This window comes from Flagellimonas sp., assembly GCF_965222555.1.
In the GTDB taxonomy this organism is placed as follows: domain Bacteria; phylum Bacteroidota; class Bacteroidia; order Flavobacteriales; family Flavobacteriaceae; genus Flagellimonas.
The window spans coordinates 282,623-299,408 of record NZ_CBDCUG010000004.1 but is presented as its reverse complement, the minus strand read 5'-3'; the positions used below and the strand labels follow the sequence as shown (position 1 = coordinate 299,408).

The following is a 16,786-nucleotide window of genomic DNA, read 5'->3' as shown; positions in this document are numbered from 1 at the left end:
TTGTGTTTGAGTTTAGAATTTAATGAGTTGATAGCCCTCGCCCTGCAAATGGACCAAAGCTGTCATTGCGGATAATGATAATTGTACCCCTTCAATAAGTTCGGACCTATGAATCCCATGATAGGTCGCAGATTGCCCACAGATAATTACAGGAACATCGATTTTCATTAAAGATTTTATGAGAGCCGTATTGGGATTGTCCTTGCCATACCTTTCGTTGTATGCTTCATCGGAAATGACATCTTTTGAAGCATCTCCGTGCACTACCAATGCCACTTTAAGCTGTTTGGCTGGGACCCCGCTTTGCGCATGCATGTTTAAAAAACGGGCAGCAGTTTCTATCAATGGATTTCTGGTGGTATGTGAATTTGGTTTGCCTGTAACATCAATAACTACCTTGTATTCTCTATCAGGATGAACTTTGAAATCTGGATTGTCAATTTTGTAGACTTTGCCAAAATCTTGAACAATAGGACCGGTTGTCGGGGTTTGAGAAACCATCAAATTGCTAAAAAAGAAGGCGGAGAGAAATAGAAATGGGAGTAGGGGTCTAACCATATTTTTTTGATTTCCTAAATATATTCAATTCAGATGAAAACTTGTCCAGTGTTTATAAGTATTAACAGCATCATTTTAGCATGAAACCATTATTGGCTAATTTCACATCTATTTTAAAATACCCGAAGGTTTGAGTACTTTTTTGGATGAATTGAATGATGCCCAGCGGGCACCGGTACTGCACAAAGATGGCCCTTTAATGGTCATTGCAGGTGCTGGTTCTGGAAAGACCCGTGTATTGACATACAGGATTGCCCATTTGATGGGGCAGGGGGTGGATTCTTTTAATATTTTGGCGTTGACCTTTACCAATAAGGCAGCCCGCGAAATGAAAAAGCGTATTGCTACCATTGTTGGAAATTCCGAAGCGAAAAATCTTTGGATGGGAACTTTTCATTCCGTTTTTGCCAAGTTATTGCGGTTTGATGGGGACAAATTGGGTTACCCAAGCAATTTTACCATTTATGACACGCAAGATTCCCAACGTCTGATAGCTTCCATTATCAAGGAAATGGGACTGGACAAGGATATTTATAAATACAAACAGATTCAGAACAGGATATCATCCTATAAAAACAGTTTGATTACGGTAAAGGCCTACTTTCAGAACCCTGAGCTTGTAGAAGCTGATGCCATGGCCAAAAGACCCCGACTAGGTGAGATTTATCAAAACTATGTAGATCGTTGCTTTAAGGCTGGTGCTATGGATTTTGATGATCTTTTGTTGCGCACTAATGAGTTGTTGACCCGTTTTCCGGAGGTGTTGGCAAAATATCAGGATAGGTTTCGATATATTTTGGTGGATGAGTACCAGGATACCAACCATTCACAGTATCTGATTGTAAAAGCGCTTTCTGACCGCTATCAGAACATTTGTGTGGTTGGAGACGATGCCCAGAGTATCTATTCATTCAGGGGTGCCAACATCAGCAATATTCTCAACTTTCAAAAGGACTATGATGATGTGGGCATGTACCGATTGGAGCAGAACTATCGTTCCACAAAAAATATCGTAAATGCAGCCAATTCTATTATTGAAAAGAACAAAAACCAGCTGGAAAAAGTGGTTTGGACTTCCAATGATGAGGGAAATAAGATAAAAATCCATCGAAGTATTACCGATGCTGAGGAGGGAAGGTATGTTGCCAGTTCCATTTTTGAAAACAAGATGCAGCAGCAGTTACAGAATGGAGAATTTGCGGTTTTGTACCGGACCAATTCGCAGTCAAGGGCCATTGAAGATGCTCTGCGCAAACGGGATATTCCTTATCGAATCTATGGAGGGCTTTCTTTTTACCAACGCAAGGAGATCAAAGATGTACTGGCTTATTTGCGCATGGTCATCAACCCAAAAGATGAGGAGGCGTTAAAACGAATCGTCAATTTTCCTGCGCGAGGTATTGGGCAGACCACCATTGATAAATTGGTTGTAGCCGCGAATCATTACGGACGTTCCATTTTTGAGGTGATGGAGCATTTGGAGAAGCTCGATTTAAAAATCAACGCTGGAACGAAACGGAAGTTGCAGGATTTTGTGACTATGATCAAGAGTTTTCAGATCATGAACGAAGGGTCGGATGCGTTTACCTTAGCAGAACATGTAGCTAAGAAAACAGGATTGCTTTTGGAGTTCAAAAAAGATGGTACACCGGAGGGTATTGCCCGAATGGAGAACATTGAGGAACTGCTGAACGGTATCAAAGATTTTGTCGAGGGGCAAAAAGAACTGGCAGATGCCACGGGAAGCCTTACGGAATTTTTGGAAGATGTGGCTTTGGCAACAGACATGGATAAGGACACTGGAGATGACGACCGTGTGGCTTTGATGACCATTCACTTGGCCAAGGGACTGGAGTTTCCATACGTGTACATTGTGGGGATGGAAGAAGATTTGTTTCCTTCTGCCATGAGCATGAACACTAGAAGTGAGCTTGAAGAGGAGCGAAGATTGTTTTATGTGGCCCTGACCCGGGCCGAAAAACAAGCGTATCTGACCTATACCCAAAATCGTTACCGTTGGGGTAAGCTCATTGATGCAGAGCCCAGTCGATTTTTGGAAGAGATAGAAGAGCAATATGTTGAGAATCTTACTCCTGTAAATGATGGGTATCGCTATAAATCCATGATTAATGCGGATATTTTTGGGGAGGTCGATAAGAGCAAACTACGTCAAGCGAAGCCTAAAAATGGAACACCACCCAGCGTGCAAAGACCCAATGAAAACCAATTGCGCAAACTTAGAAAGTTGAAGCCAGAGATTTCATCTCCGGTCAACAACACAAATACAGTTGATCCCAATTTAGCGGAGGGTTCTTTGGTCAACCACACTCGATTTGGAAAAGGGAAAGTGCTTAAAATTGAAGGGGTTGGGAATGATAAAAAGGCGGAGATTCAATTTGAAAGGGGGGATATTAAGAAATTACTGCTCCGATTTGCCAAATTGGAAGTTTTAGAAGGGTAGCCGTACCCGTGGTTGGTCCAGAATCATGGGATTGGCGATAATCTTTGTTACTTTGTATAAAATGAGAATTGTTGATGGCCGAGCTCATAAAACTTTTTGAGGAAAACCCAAATCCTGGACAGATTGATAAAATCGTGAATGTATTGCGAAAGGGAGGATTGGTCATTTACCCAACGGATACGGTTTATGGCCTGGGATGCGATATTACCAATTCGAAGGCATTACAAAAAATTGCCAGAATCAAAGGAGTAAAACTGGAAAAGGCCAATTGGTCCTTTATTTGTGCAGATTTGAGCAACCTTTCCGATTTTGTTCGTCAGATAGACTCATCTACTTTCAAAATTCTAAAAAGAGCTTTACCAGGCCCATATACTTTTATTCTTCCTGGAAACAACAACCTTCCAAAGGATTTCAAAAAAAAGAAGACCGTGGGGATAAGGGTACCGGACAATGCCATTGCAAAGGCCTTGGTTACAGAATTGGGCAATCCCATTGTCTCTACTTCCATCCGTGATGAAGATGATGTTTTGGAGTATACCACCGATCCTGAGCTTATTTATGAAAAGTGGCAGAATTTGGTAGATGTGGTCATTGATGGTGGGTATGGTGGAAATATAGCTTCCACCGTGGTGGACTTATCTACCGGATATCCAGAGGTTGTTAGAGAGGGTAAAGGCGATTTGGATATTTTCTAAAACAAAAAAACGGCCCGTTTGGGCCGTTCCTATATTTTGAAAGCGATAACTTTTAGTTACCAGATCCGCCAATAGCTGGATCTTTCATTCCTTCTTCGATCATGCTGTAGAACTGATCAATTTTTGGAAGTACAACAATTCTTGTTCTTCTGTTTTTGGCTCTATCAGCCGCGGTATCATTAGATGCCACAGGAATGTAATAGCTTCTTCCAGCAGCTGTCATACGCTTAGGATCCACATTGAAATCGTTCTGTAATGTTCTAACAATGGACGTAGCACGTTTTGCACTTAAATCCCAGTTGTCAACCAGTGCTCCACTACCTTTATAAGGAACGTTGTCTGTATGCCCTTCAACCAAGAATTCAAAATCTGGCTTGTTGTTTACTACTTTGGCAACTTTGCCCAAAACGTTTCTGGCTGCACTTGTAATATTGTAGCTTCCGCTTCTGAACAATAATTTGTCAGATATAGATACGTATACCACACCTTTTTCTACACTAACTTCAATGTCTTCATCGTCCAAATTGCCAAGAACTCCTTTAAGACTTTGTACCAATGCAAGGTTAACAGAGTCTCTTCGGGTTACTGCATCTTGCAATTTTCTAATGGTAAGATCTTTTTCACGTAAGCTTTCCAAAGATTTTTCAAGATTTTCAGCTCCTTTGGTGGTAAGTGTGGTCAAATTACCCATGTTGTTGATCAATTCTTGGTTATTGGCTTTCAAGAAAGCGTTTTGATCTTCAAGGGTCTTTAATTTAGATGAAGCCGTAGCTTTTTCTTCCAAGCAGTCATTTAATTTAACTGTTGCTGAATTCAAAAGATCTTGGGTTTCTTTGTGTTTTGCTTCTAAATCAGCATATTTCTTTTGCGATACACAAGAGGACAATACAATTGCCATTGTCAATGTTCCTAGGAAAACTTTTTTCATGGTTCTGATTATAAATTATGGATTGTTAGATATCAATGCTAAAATTGTCAGCCAAAATTAGGTAAAAAGCAAAATTGGTGTATTCCCGCATCGTTAATCTTTTACTAAAATGTTAAAATTCTTTACTTGATGTACGAAATGTGACCAAACAATGGATGTTGTTGAATAGTACTTTAATATAAAATTAGCTTTTTCCCGCTTTTTATAAAGCTTTCTAAAGTTAGTATAAAAACTTAGATGTGCACGCAAAATAGCTATACAATGGTTAAACTTGAATTGAAAAATGAAACGTAACGCCGCTATGCCATCCAAAAGCAAACGCAAAAAGATTATTGCAAAAGCTCTTTTGCCGGGAAGGTTTTTGGTAATGGAATAGAGGGAATTCCTAAAATTTAGAAAAGTCTTTTTGGGGTCCATGTTTTTAAGTGTGGAACCCCCTAGGTGATAAACGTGACTTTTACCAGCATAGAAAACTTTATGGCCTGCATTTTTTGCCCTCCAGCAAAGGTCAATTTCTTCTTGATGGGCAAAATAGTCTTCATCAAATCCGTTCAATAATTTAAAAACATCACGTTTAATGAACATACAGGCCCCTGTGGCCCAAAACACCTCTTTGGTGTCATCGTACTGTCCTTCATCTTTTTCCAATGCTTGGAATATCCTTCCCCTGCAGAAGGGATATCCTAACTTATCAATGAATCCTCCAGCAGCACCAGCATACTCAAAATACTCCTTGTGGTTAAGATCAAGAATTTTGGGTTGGATGATTGCCGCATCAGGTATACTTTTAAAAGTATCCAAAATAGGATCCAGCCAGTTTGGTGTGACCTCAACATCAGAATTTAAAAGGCAATAAACATCTGCATCAATACTTTGTAGTCCATCATTATAACCTTTGGCAAATCCACCATTGGTTATGTTCTGTATAATACCTATTAGGGGATATTCGCTTTTTAAGAAGCTTACGGAATCATCGGAGCTTGCGTTATCAACAACATAGATATCCGCTGCTTGTGAATAAGCAACTATGGATGGAAGAAACCTTTCCAATAACGCTCTCCCGTTCCAGTTTAATATGACTACGGCTACTTTCAAAACGGGAGCAAATTAACGGCTAAAATCAGGAATTTCCTTCAAAAACATATATTTTTCATGATCGAAGTCCATTTTGCAGTAATAATGTTCCAAACCATTGGTTACCATTAGGTGATTTGACCTTAAACTGAGGTTGTATTGTGCAATTTGGTCAAATGTTGTTTGGTCAATTTTTATTTCAGGGGCTTTACATTCCACCAAAATATCAATTGTTCCATTGGATTTAAACACAACAACATCATAACGTTTTTTCAAACCGTTCACATTCAACTGCTTTTCTACATTGATTAAACTCTTTGGGTATTTTTTGGTGTTGATCAAGAAGTGGACAACATGTTGACGCACCCACTCCTCAGGTTGAAGCAACACAAATTTTTTACGTATCACATCAAAAATATGGAGTCTATTTTCGCTATTTTTGATTCTAAACGGATACTTAGGGAAGTTCAATGATTGCATTGGACAAATTTGATGATTTTTTCTGAATGGACAGGGTAAAAGAAATTGTGGCCAACATAAATCAAGGGACCCCAAAACCCATTTATTTTTTAATGGGGGATGAGCCGTATTATATTGATAAAATTTCAAAATACATAGCAGATAACGTACTGACCGAAGATGAAAAGGGGTTTAACCAAATGGTTTTGTATGGAAAGGACACTAGCGTTGATGAGGTTATAGCCAATGCGAAGCGGTTTCCAATGATGGCCCAGCATCAAGTGGTCATAGTAAAGGAAGCACAGCATCTTTCCCGAAGCATTGAAAATTTTAATTCATATGTAGAAAATCCTCAATTGTCGACCATATTGGTTATTTGTTATAAGTATAAAAAACTGGACAAACGCAAGAAACTCTACAAGTCTGTTCAAAAAACAGGAGAAATCTTTGAAAGCAAGAAGTTGTATGAAAATCAGGTTTCTGAATGGATACGAAGAACCTTGAGCGGTAAAAAATACAAGATTTCCCCAAAAGCCTGCATGCTATTGGTTGAATTTTTGGGAACGGATTTAAGCAAAATAAGCAATGAGCTGGACAAATTGACACTTGTTATTCCTGCCGCCACTGAAATTACACCTGACCTTATAGAACAACACATTGGGATAAGTAAGGATTTCAACAATTTTGAGCTAAAAAAAGCAATTGGTGAGCAAAATGTTCGTAAAGCTACCCGTATAATAGATTATTTCTCCCAAAACCCGAAGGATAATCCTTTTGTGGTGACAATTACCTTGTTGAATACCTTTTTTACACAGCTGTTACAATATCACGGGCTTAAGGATCATTCGCCCAACAATGTTGCCAAAGTTTTAGGGGTAAACCCATATTTTGTGAATGAATTCACGGTTGCTGCTAAAAACTACCCTATGAAAAGGGTCAGTGCGATAATTTCCAGTTTAAGACAGCTAGATTTAAAAAGTAAAGGTGTTGGGGCAAGTAATATGGCCCAAGCAGACTTGCTCAAAGAATTACTTACTAAAATAGTCTAATAGCTCTATTTTTTGTCCACACTATACTTACCGGGACCTAATAGAAAAATAACAATGAAAACTGTTGCGTAAAGAAATGGCAGCTCTTTATTGCCAAATGGGTCTTCACTATGAAAAAACAAAGCAGCCACTAACATGGTTATAACTGTTGGAATTGTGGCCAACCGTGTTTTGAAACCAATGATTATTAATATGGGACAGATGAATTCACCAATTGTTGCCAAAAATAGAGAAGGGGCCTGTCCTATTCCCAAAGGATTTGGAAACTCGGTATTGCCACTGATCAGCTTCTGAAATTTTGGAAGGCCATGGGTCAACATAAAGGCGGATGGAACAATTCTTAGAAGAGCCAGTCCCAAGTGAATGAGGGCATTATTTTTCATGCAGGGGGAATTTAGTTTTCGTGAAAGTATAAATTATGTCTTAAATATTTCGAAAAACCACTATTAAAATTAATCTTGATTTTTTTCAAGGCAATTCCATTTTGATATGTGGACTGGGTTCAATTCACTATCTATTTTAATAGGCAGAGTTCTCATAAACAGTTACATACAAATGCTTGGGAAAACTAAAAACTTATTATTACCTTGTTTGGCACTATTAATTTCAATCAAACAACATAAAATCACAGTCATGAAAAGATTCTTCATTTTTTCTATTATGGTTCTTTTTTGCGTACATACGCAAATAGGACAAAACTTTCAATTTAAAGCCAGTGAAATAGAGATACCCTACAAACACTATAGCTTGCCCAATGGACTTACCTTATTGGTACATGAAGACCATAAAGCACCTATTGCAGCGGTAAACGTTTGGTATCATGTAGGGTCCAAAAATGAGAAACCCGGAAAGAGCGGGTTTGCACATTTGTTTGAGCATTTGATGTTCAATGGAAGTGAAAATTATAACAAGGATTATTTTCAGGCATTGGAAAGTATAGGCGGAACCGATTTAAATGGAACTACCAATACGGATCGCACCAACTATTTTCAAAATGTTCCAGTTTCTGCTTTGGATCAGGTGCTTTTTCTAGAATCAGATCGTATGGGTCATTTGTTGGGAGCCATTGATCAAGCAAAATTGGATGAGCAGCGAGGAGTGGTCCAGAATGAAAAAAGGCAAGGCGAAAATCAACCTTATGGTAACCAATGGAACTACTTAACCAAGGCTATGTACCCAAAAGGACACCCTTATTCTTGGACGGTAATTGGTGAAATGGAAGATTTGAACGCAGCTTCTTTGGAAGATGTGCACGAATGGTTCAAATCCTACTATGGAACAGCCAATGCCGTGGTTGCCGTGGCGGGAGATGTAAATCCGGATGAAGTCTATAAAAAGGTTTTAAAATACTTTGGAGATATTCCTGCTGGACCTACCATTGAGCGGCAAGAAGTGAATATTCCTGAGCGCAATTTTGACACTTACCAGGTTTATGAGGATAGGGTGCCAGAGACCAGAGTTTTATTTTGTTGGAACACACCACAGTTTGGGGACAAAGAAGATGTTTATTTTGATTTGATATCGTCCATATTGACCAGTGGCAAAAACTCTAGGTTGTACAAGAGGTTTGTTTATGAAGACCAAACTGCCAGTGCGGCAGTTTCTTTTCAAGCTTCCAATGAAATTGCAAGCAGGTTTATTACTTGGCTGAATGTAAAACCAGGTGAAGATGCAGATAAACTAGAGGTTCAGTTTGAGGAGGAAATTCAGAAATTTTTGACCGAAGGCCCCACTGAAGCTGAGCTAACACGGGTAAAGGCGGCCTATTTTGCCAATTTCATAAAAGGTTTGGAAAGAATTGGGGGATTTGGAGGTGTTTCCGATATACTTGCGTCAAATCAAACCTATTTTGGAGATGCTTCATACTACAAAACGGTTTTAAAGTACGTTGAAGATGCCACAGTTGATGATTTGAAGAAAACTGCCAATAAATGGCTGTCCAAGGGTAAACATGTGTTGGTTTGCAATCCCTTTCCTGAGTATAGTGTAGAGAAATCTACAGTTGATCGTTCCAAACTACCAGAATTGGGAACTCAAAAGAGTTCCAAATTCCCAACACTGGAAAAAGCACAACTTTCCAATGGGTTGAATATTGTTTTGGCAAAGCGCACTGGTGTTCCCACCGTAGTTGTAAACTTAGTTGTCAATGCCGGTTATAAAACAGACTATTTAAGCAATCCCGGAACAGCTCAACTTGCTATGAATCTTATGGATGAAGGCACAAAGAATCTGAACTCACTACAAATCAGCGAAAAATCCGAATTGTTGGGAGTCAGCCTGAACACATTTTCAAATCAAGATCAGTCCAATGTCTTTATGACAACCTTAAAGCAAAGCTTTGGTGCTAGTTTGGAGTTGTTTTCGGATGTAGTGCTGAATCCTGTTTTTCCAAAATCTGAATTTGATCGTTTAAAAAATGAGCAAATCAATAACATTAAAAATGAAAAATCTCAGCCAGTGGCGATGGCATTACGGGTAATGAACAAGTACATGTACGGAGAAGACCATCCGTATAGCAATCCTTATACGGGAACTGGTTACGAGCATACGGTGGAAAAATTGACAAGGGATGATATCGTCAATTTTTATGATACTTGGGTAAAACCAAACAATTCGACCATAATTGTAACCGGAGATATTGAGATGGATGAGTTAAAATCCAAATTGCAAAAGACTCTTGGTAAATGGAAAAAAGGTGATGTTCCTACAATTACCTTTAATGAACCTAAGGTGAATTCAAAGAACACTTTGTATTTAATGAACAGGCCTGAGTCTCAGCAGTCGGTAATTATTGCAGGTCACTTAACGGAAAAGTATGGAGGCGTTTCCGAAGTTGCTTTGGAGCAGATGGTGAGCATACTTGGAGGAGACTTTACCTCTAGAATCAATATGAATCTACGGGAAGATAAACATTGGTCGTATGGAGCAGGGGGCTTTGTTTTAGGATCTAAGGAGGTTAGACCGTTTATTGTATATGCTCCTGTGCAAACGGATAAGACTTCGGAGTCGGTTACTGAAATTCGAAAAGAGATTTCGGAATTTATTTCCACACGGCCTGCAACACAACAGGAACTGGACAAGGTAAAAACCAATCAAGTGTTGAGCCTGCCTGGGCAATGGGAAACCAATAGTGCCGTCAATACATCTATTAGAAACATGCTTAGATATGATTTGCCAGATAATTATTACCAAACCTATGATGAGAGTGTTCGTGGACTTTCCCTGGATGACGTACGCGAAGTGAGCAAACAAGTGGTGAAGCCAGAAGCTGTTAATTGGTTTATGGTAGGGGATCGTGCCAAAATAGCCTCAAAACTGGATGAGTTGGGCTTTGATAATATTATTGAAATCGATGCCGATGGAAACCCCGTAGTTCCAGCGGTTAAAAAACCAGAGGTAGATCTAAAGAATTAAGTAAAAAAGAAGGCCCGCTTTAAGCGGGCCTTCTTTTATCTATAATTTTGGATATTCTTCCGGATTGCTTTCATGCATTATTGCATAGACCTTTTCAAAGATATCCTCAGCATTGGGCTTTGAAAAATAATCTCCATCCGAAGCATAAGCCGGACGGTGTGCATTTGCTGTAAGTGTTTGTGGTGCACTGTCAAGATATTGGTAACCACCTTGCTTTTCTATAATTTCCTGTAAAAGGTATGCCGAGCACCCACCAGGAACATCTTCATCAATAATTAATAGTCTATTGGTCTTCTTAAGGCTCTTTACCACATCGTGACTAAGGTCAAAGGGAAGTAATGACTGCGCATCTATGACTTCAGCATCAATACCAACCTCAATTAATTCAAGTGCGACCTTTTCCACAATACGTAATGTAGACCCATAAGACAGTAAGGTGATATCCGTTCCTTCTTTTAATGTTTCAACTTTACCTATTGGTGTACAGAATTCGCCAAGGTTATTAGGTTTTTTCTCTTTAAGTCGATAGCCATTAAGACTTTCTATAACCAAAGCTGGTTCATCACTTTTTAAAAGCGTGTTGTAAAAACCAGCGGCTTGGGTCATGTTCCGTGGTACTAGAATATACATTCCTCTTAATAAATGTATAAGACCACCCATTGGGGACCCTGAATGCCATATGCCTTCCAACCGATGTCCACGGGTTCTAATAATAAGTGGTGCTTTTTGCTTTCCTACGGTACGATATAACAATGTTGCCAAATCATCACTCAGCGTTTGCAGCCCATAGAGAATGTAATCCAGATATTGAATCTCTGCAATTGGCCTTAATCCTCTGAGGGCAAGTCCAATTCCCTGTCCAATAATTGTTGTTTCCCTAATTCCGGTATCTGCCACACGCAGCTCCCCGTACTTCTTTTGTAATCCTTCAAGCCCTTGGTTAACATCACCGATATTTCCAGTATCCTCTCCAAAAACCATGGTTTGTGGGTATTTACTGAAAATTGTATCAAAATTATCCCGAAGAATTATTCTGCCATCAACTTCTTCTACGTTATCTGGGTATATGGGTGCTGAAGCTTCAATGTTTGTAGCATTCTTGGAAAGCTCGCTGTAGAGATGAGAACTATATTTTGGTTGTGAGGAAGCCATAAAGCCCTCAATCCATTGTTGGAGCAACTTTTTTTCCTGTGTGGTTTCTCCTATAAGATATCGCATTGCCTTTCTAGCTTTGGATGCTAAATCTTTTTTAAGGGGTTCCTCAATGGCTATAAGGTCATTTTTAATCTTAGAGATGAAAGAACGGTTGGAACTTTTGTTAGCAGCATTTTCCAGTAATTGTACAAGTTGCTTCTTCGCATTTAAATGGGGTCTCAAAAATTCTGCCCAAGCTTCTTTTTTTGAGGCACGTACCTTTTGCTTTATTTCTCTTTCTAGGCCCTTTAACTCCTGTTCAGTGGCAATTTTGTTTTCAATAATCCATTCTTTGAATCGCTTGTTGCAATCGTTGTCTCTTTCCCATTCCAAACGTTCTTCAGATTTATAACGTTCGTGCGAACCTGAAGTTGAATGTCCTTGTGGTTGAGTCAGTTCCGTAACATGGACCAAGACAGGGATATGATTATCCCTGGCAATATCCGAAGCATTTTCAAAAGCATGAATAAGAGCGGTATAATCCCAACCATTAACCTTTAAGATTTCAAAACCCTCACCATTCTCATCTCGTTGTAATCCTTTCAAGATTTCGGAAATATCTCCTTTTGTGGTATGAAATTCAGCAGGAACGGAGATTCCGTAAGCATCATCCCAAACACACATGACCAGAGGCACCTGCATTACCCCAGCAGCATTTAAGGTCTCAAAAAAATGGCCTTCGCTGGTACTAGCATTTCCAATAGTTCCCCAAGCAACTTCATTACCGCTATTGGAAAAGTTTGTCTGATCAATATCCTTTAAGTTTCGATATATTTTGGAAGCTTGAGCCAATCCCAGTAGACGAGGCATTTGGCCCGCAGTACAAGAAATATCAGCACTACTGTTCTTTTGTTTGGTCAAATCTTTCCATGTGCCATCTTCATTCAAGCTGTGAGTAACAAAATGCCCACCCATTTGCCGACCTGCACTCATAGGCTCTTTTTCTAGGTCGGTAGTAGCGTATAGGCCATGAAAAAACTCTTTGGGACTTAAATACCCAAGGGCCATCATAAAAGTCTGATCCCTGTAATAACCACTTCTAAAATCTCCATCCTGAAATGCTCTGGCCATTGCCAATTGAGGAAGTTCTTTCCCATCGCCAAAGATTCCAAACTTGGCCTTTCCGGATAAAACTTCCCGTCTTCCCAAAAGACTACATTCCCTGCTGGTCACTGCAATCTCATAATCTTGTAGAATTTGTGATTGGAAATCATCAAAAGAAATGTCATTGCTAGTTTGGGAATCTGGCTTCATAGGCTATGAAAGATTTTTGCAAAAATACTAAATCGCGTTCAATCTTACAATAACAAAATATGTTAACATAGTGATAATTTGTCAACAAAATGCAGTTCTAAAATAGAATTATTTAAAATATGTCCTTTTTGAGGGGGTCTTTTTGAGGATATATCAAATTAGAACCATTTTCGGGTAAAGAGCCCGATGAGGGTCCTTGGACTTATGGTCACTATAAAGCGTATTCGTTCGCCATAGTTTTGTTGTGCAATTTCCCAACCTCTGTTAGAGTAGACTGGGAAATAGAGTTCGAAGTAGTCCGTAACGAGATTTAGTCGTATGCCGGAGTCATAAACAAACCGTGGGTCCAGTCCTTTGTTTTTGATAACGCCCAAGTCGCCATAGGCCTCTACCCACCTCCAGATGTTGGTACTGGCGTTGGTAGTGGCAATCCAATCATTTGCAAATGGATTTTCCAGCTGTGATTTAAAGCCGCCTTCTGCAATAATAATCTGCTGGCTGTAAAGTCCTGAGTTCTCCGAGCGTCCCAAATAATTTAAATCGAACAAATAATCTGTTGGTCTGTCCAAAGCAAAACTGAAAAAATCGGAATCTGTATTATTTCTTAAAAATTTACCTGCATAAAAACGTAGGTTGAGCTGCCTATTGCTTTCAAAAAGTTTTCGGTACTCCAGTTCAAATGCCAGTTTGGTAAAATCGCTTGAATGTTGGGCATCTAAAAACCAAGAGGTGTAATTTAAAATATTATTATCCACATCCCTGAACCTAACGTTCCATACTGAATAATCAGGATCTGTATCTATTTGGTCCATGATATTTTGATCAATATCCCTAAAAACACTACGATACCTAAAAAGTAACGATTGCCTTCTGTTGGAAATCAAATCATCGGGCCTCCATCCAAAGATGACGGCCGGAGTCAATGTTGTAAAACGTGAATTTACCTGAAAATGAGAGGTTGACCCTGAAAAAGAATAGTTGGAAACGTAGAGCCCACTTTTACCATGATACTTTCGGTATCTGAAACTGGCCTTACCTACAAGTGTTCTTTCCAAAAAAGAATAGGTGGGAGCTAAATCGTATTGAAAAGGTCGCTCTAAAAACGTCTTGTTATAGATTCTTAGGCCTGGAGTTATCCCATCATATACGTTGAAATTTGCTACAGGAACATAAAAAACCTGATTGTAATATGGATCCTCTGTGTCTTTGAAAAATTGAAATTTCAACTTCTTATTGCTTGAAAAGAAGCCATTTAGGGTTTTCCAGTTATCCCTTTGGTTGAATTCAGGAATTTTTTGGTCGTAATTCAACACCAAACGATCCTCTCCTTTTCGGGGAATTGTAAAGGTTTTGGAAGTATCAATCCCAGAAAACCAATATTTTGAAACAACAGAATCTTTTTTAAGGCCAAATAAAGAAATAGGAACTTTAGTCCTTCTTTTATTTTTTATGACAAAAGTGATTGAATCCTCCGTTTTGTCAATTCTCTTTACTTTGTAATCAATTTTTTTTCTGGTGGAAACATATTCATCAAAAAACCAATCAATATCTTTTTCAGCGAATTGCTCTATGGTTTCCCTAAAATCCGAGGCCTTTACTTTTGAGTTTAAACTATGGGTTTTATAAAATGATAATATGCTACTATCTATTTTTTTTCCACCTAAATATTCTGACAGATAGGACATTCCCAATCCCGCTTTATATCGATTGGCGATTTTCTCATTGAATTTAATAAGTGAATCGTTTGGGGTTGTCAATGCTTGATCAATATTTTTTCGAGCGGAGAGCATGCTCAACAGGGCATATTGTTCATTAAAATCCATTTGGGCCAAATGAAAACCTTTAAACCCCCAGAGTCTTGATAATTTACCCGCAAGCTTTTGGTTAGGATAGTATTCCTCCACATATTTGATCATAAGATAGTTCTCAATGGCATCTTTGACCCAACGCTCTCTTCTGGAATCTAAAAACAGTGTTTCTTTAACAAAACTATGCAGGGCCGTTTTCAAAAACTTCATTTCAAATTGAAATTGCGCTTCATAGGGCCTTATGAAAGATGGCAATTGACTAATACCATATAAAGGACTTTTATTATAGTCAAGTTCACTAACCAACAGATTATAGTGCGGATAATGGCCAAGGTTCTTGTTCAAGAACTGAATGATCTTGCTAATAGAGATGCCTTGTGACGCCACATCATACTTATTGGATTCCATGTCCGTGGTAACCGTGAGAAACTGGGTAATATGCTTAGTGAATCTCTTGGTTCTGGTTAAAATTATCTCACAACTTTTTTGGTTGTCTCCTTTTAATTGCAAATGTTGTCCACCTGGAAAACTCGTACTTCCAGAATCATTGAAATTGGTGGATAAAAAGAGTTTTTCTGGATAAGTGAAGTTAATGGTCGTTTTGGTAACATCCGTGAAAAGATCACCCAAATTCATATTATCATATAGCTTCCACTCACCATCATAAACAGCTGGGGTTAAGTACCAGTCCTTTAAATAATATTCTCCATTGGGGTTGAATCCATAGGAAGTGAATTTGCTATGGGGAAGTTTTATTTTGTAAGTCAAAAAAAGCTGAACGGATTGGCCCGGTTCCAGGATGTTTGCCAACTGAACTTGGATAATGTCCTTGTTCCCAAGCCGGTTCCAATTTAGGCCTGTATATTTATCGTCTACTATGCTTATGATATTGGTATACCCTCTTTCCTTGTCTTTTGCCAAGTGCAGACTACGTTTAAACTCTTCTGCAAAGCGTTTGGCCAATGCTGTATTTTTATTTGAGTAGGCATGGTTCCAATCATTAAAATAAAGAACGGAAAGACCATTATCAGAGCCATTATGATAGGTAAGCTTTTGTGTTATCTGAATTTCGTTGGTTGTATCATCCAAAGTAGCATTGATTTCATTTCTATGTTGACCTGCTGCCAAATAGCAGAGAAAGAAACATAGAAGGAATACAATACGTTGAATAAAATTCTTGATAACCAAAGTTTGCGGTTTAGAAATTAGGGCTTAGGTTGCGTCCTTTATAGAATGCATCAATGATTTGGACAACTTCTTCTTCAGTATCCACAATTTTTATAAGGTCAAGATCTTTTGGGCTTATGTTCCCAGCCTCCAACATCGTATTCTTGACCCAATCAAAAAGTCCACTCCAAAATTTTGACCCTACCAAAATAATCGGGAATGTATGTATCTTATTGGTTTGAATCAAAGTGATGGCTTCAAACAGTTCATCCAAAGTTCCAAAGCCGCCAGGCATTACTACAAATCCTTGAGAGTACTTAACAAACATTACTTTCCGGACAAAAAAGTAGTCAAAATCTAAACTCTTATCATCATCTATATATGGATTATCGTGTTGTTCAAAAGGGAGGTCAATGTTGAGTCCAACCGATGTGCCCCCGGCCAAATTAGCACCTTTGTTACCCGCTTCCATAATCCCAGGGCCACCTCCGGTAATAATACCATAGCCCGCTTCTGCAACTTTTTGGGCAACCTTAACAGAAAGTTCATAGTAGGGGTCTCCCGGCTTTGTCCGTGCGGAACCAAAAATTGAAACACAGGGTCCAATAGCACTCATTTTTTCAAATCCGTTGACAAATTCACCCATAATTTTGAATATGGCCCATGAATCGTTTGTCTTTATCTCATTCCATCCCTTGTGATGCTGTTCTTTTCGCATATGTATA

12 protein-coding genes are annotated in these 16,786 nt (G+C 38.9%); 4 read left to right on the top strand and 8 right to left on the bottom strand.

The window, feature by feature from the left end:
• Positions 1–12: 12 nt before the first annotated feature.
• Positions 13–558 (bottom strand): DsrE family protein, encoded by a 546-nt coding sequence (locus ACOQO1_RS05785; protein ID WP_420601916.1) that lies wholly within the window; start codon positions 556–558, stop codon positions 13–15.
• 130 nt (positions 559–688) lie between these two features.
• Here ACOQO1_RS05785 and ACOQO1_RS05780 point away from each other — a divergent pair, with 130 nt between their 5' ends.
• Positions 689–3,019, top strand: coding sequence for an ATP-dependent helicase (locus ACOQO1_RS05780; RefSeq protein ID WP_420601915.1), 2,331 nt, complete (start codon positions 689–691; stop codon positions 3,017–3,019).
• A gap of 74 nt (positions 3,020–3,093) precedes the next feature.
• Positions 3,094–3,714 carry an L-threonylcarbamoyladenylate synthase gene (locus ACOQO1_RS05775; RefSeq protein WP_420601914.1) on the top strand — a complete coding sequence of 207 codons (621 nt, stop codon included), beginning with the start codon at positions 3,094–3,096 and terminating at the stop codon, positions 3,712–3,714.
• 52 nt (positions 3,715–3,766) lie between these two features.
• On the opposite strand, the gene ACOQO1_RS05770 is transcribed toward ACOQO1_RS05775, so the two are convergent.
• The 3 genes from ACOQO1_RS05770 to ACOQO1_RS05760 form a co-directional block, all read right to left on the bottom strand.
• A complete protein-coding gene (locus ACOQO1_RS05770; RefSeq protein ID WP_420601913.1) occupies positions 3,767–4,642 on the bottom strand; it encodes an OmpA/MotB family protein in 876 nt (291 codons plus the stop codon).
• Between the two features lie 93 nt (positions 4,643–4,735).
• Positions 4,736–5,737: a glycosyltransferase family 2 protein gene (locus ACOQO1_RS05765; protein ID WP_420601912.1), complete on the bottom strand. Its 1,002-nt coding sequence runs from the start codon at positions 5,735–5,737 to the stop codon at positions 4,736–4,738.
• A gap of 12 nt (positions 5,738–5,749) precedes the next feature.
• Positions 5,750–6,196 carry a type I restriction enzyme HsdR N-terminal domain-containing protein gene (locus ACOQO1_RS05760; protein ID WP_420601911.1) on the bottom strand — a complete coding sequence of 149 codons (447 nt, stop codon included), beginning with the start codon at positions 6,194–6,196 and terminating at the stop codon, positions 5,750–5,752.
• Between the two features lie 26 nt (positions 6,197–6,222).
• Between ACOQO1_RS05760 and holA the strand changes: the two genes are divergently transcribed.
• Positions 6,223–7,224, top strand: coding sequence for a DNA polymerase III subunit delta (holA, locus tag ACOQO1_RS05755; protein WP_420601910.1), 1,002 nt, complete (start codon positions 6,223–6,225; stop codon positions 7,222–7,224).
• A gap of 5 nt (positions 7,225–7,229) precedes the next feature.
• On the opposite strand, the gene ACOQO1_RS05750 is transcribed toward holA, so the two are convergent.
• Positions 7,230–7,607, bottom strand: a complete 378-nt coding sequence (locus ACOQO1_RS05750; RefSeq protein ID WP_420601909.1) for a DoxX family protein — start codon at positions 7,605–7,607, stop codon at positions 7,230–7,232.
• A 250-nt stretch (positions 7,608–7,857) separates the two neighbouring features.
• On the opposite strand from ACOQO1_RS05750, the gene ACOQO1_RS05745 reads away from it, so the two are divergent.
• A complete protein-coding gene (locus ACOQO1_RS05745; RefSeq protein WP_420601908.1) occupies positions 7,858–10,638 on the top strand; it encodes a M16 family metallopeptidase in 2,781 nt (926 codons plus the stop codon).
• Between the two features lie 39 nt (positions 10,639–10,677).
• On the opposite strand, the gene ACOQO1_RS05740 is transcribed toward ACOQO1_RS05745, so the two are convergent.
• The 3 genes from ACOQO1_RS05740 to ACOQO1_RS05730 all read right to left on the bottom strand — a co-directional run bounded on the left by ACOQO1_RS05740 (position 10,678) and on the right by ACOQO1_RS05730 (position 16,779).
• On the bottom strand, positions 10,678–13,086 hold the full coding sequence (locus ACOQO1_RS05740; protein WP_420601907.1) for an alpha-ketoacid dehydrogenase subunit alpha/beta: 2,409 nt from the start codon (positions 13,084–13,086) through the stop codon (positions 10,678–10,680).
• 158 nt (positions 13,087–13,244) lie between these two features.
• A complete protein-coding gene (locus tag ACOQO1_RS05735) occupies positions 13,245–16,076 on the bottom strand; it encodes a metalloprotease (RefSeq protein WP_420602466.1) in 2,832 nt (943 codons plus the stop codon).
• Positions 16,077–16,092: 16 nt separating this feature from the next.
• Positions 16,093–16,779: a TIGR00730 family Rossman fold protein gene (locus ACOQO1_RS05730; protein ID WP_420601906.1), complete on the bottom strand. Its 687-nt coding sequence runs from the start codon at positions 16,777–16,779 to the stop codon at positions 16,093–16,095.
• Positions 16,780–16,786 lie beyond the last annotated feature (7 nt).